This is a genomic window from Pseudomonas kitaguniensis (assembly GCF_009296165.1).
Taxonomy (GTDB): Bacteria; Pseudomonadota; Gammaproteobacteria; order Pseudomonadales; family Pseudomonadaceae; genus Aquipseudomonas; species Aquipseudomonas kitaguniensis.
The window spans coordinates 1-947 of sequence record NZ_VUAZ01000108.1; the positions used below are offsets into that span (position 1 = coordinate 1).

Here is a 947-nt window from a genome sequence, read left to right on the forward strand (position 1 = left end):
GCGCGCCAAGTAGTGGATAAACTCAAGGATGGGCAATTCATGTTTTCCTGGTACCCGGACCAGCGCTGGTTGAAGTCATCGACGTACCTCAACTGCAAACCCCAACAGGTGGCGACTAGTCGTACACTCCGTGGTGGTTAGCCTGTCCCCACAGATAAAAGAGAGCGCCGCATGCTTTTACACACCTCCACCTGGATCGAGATCGGGCAGTTTCTGGAACGCAGCCGCACGCTGGTGATCCCCATCGGTTCCAACGAACAACACGGCCCCACCGGCCTGTTGGGCACCGACTGGATGTGCCCGGAGATCATCGCCCATGAGGCGCAGAAGAACGCCGACATCCTGATCGGCCCGACCTTCAATATCGGCATGGCCCAGCACCATTTGGGTTTTCCCGGCACCATTTCGTTGCGCCCTTCCACCTTCATCGCCGCAATTGGCGACTGGGTGCGCTCGTTGGCCGGGCACGGTTTCGAAAAAATCCTGTTTCTGAATGGCCACGGCGGCAATATTGCGACCATCGAAGCGGCGTTTTCCGAACTGTACGCCGAGGCCAGCTTCGCCCGCCGCCCTGCCGGGTTCGCGCTGAAGCTGGTGAACTGGTGGGACCTGGAAGGCGTCACCGACCTGGCCCACCGTCAATTCCCGGTCGGCCACGGCAGCCATGCCACACCCTCGGAAATCGCGGTGACGCAGTGGGCGTATCCGCACGCGATCAAGTCAGCCGACTATTCGCCCCAAATTGCCAACACCGGGCCGATCCGTGAAGCGCTGGATTTTCGCGCACGCTTCCCCGATGGGCGCATGGGCTCGGACCCGGCCCTGGCGACGGTGGAAAAGGCGGTGAATTGGTAGCGTTGGCGGCCAAAGGCCTGGTCAAGACCGTGAACAGCTTCAGCAACGAGCCAACACGTTAAGCCCTGCACCTAGCCAAATGTGGGAGCGGG

1 pseudogene is annotated in these 947 nt (G+C 60.8%); it reads left to right on the top strand.

Annotated features, from left to right (window positions below):
* Positions 1 to 171 precede the first annotated feature (171 nt).
* Positions 172 to 917, top strand: a pseudogene (locus F0169_RS18020) (creatininase family protein).
* The last annotated feature ends 30 nt before the right edge of the window (positions 918 to 947 follow it).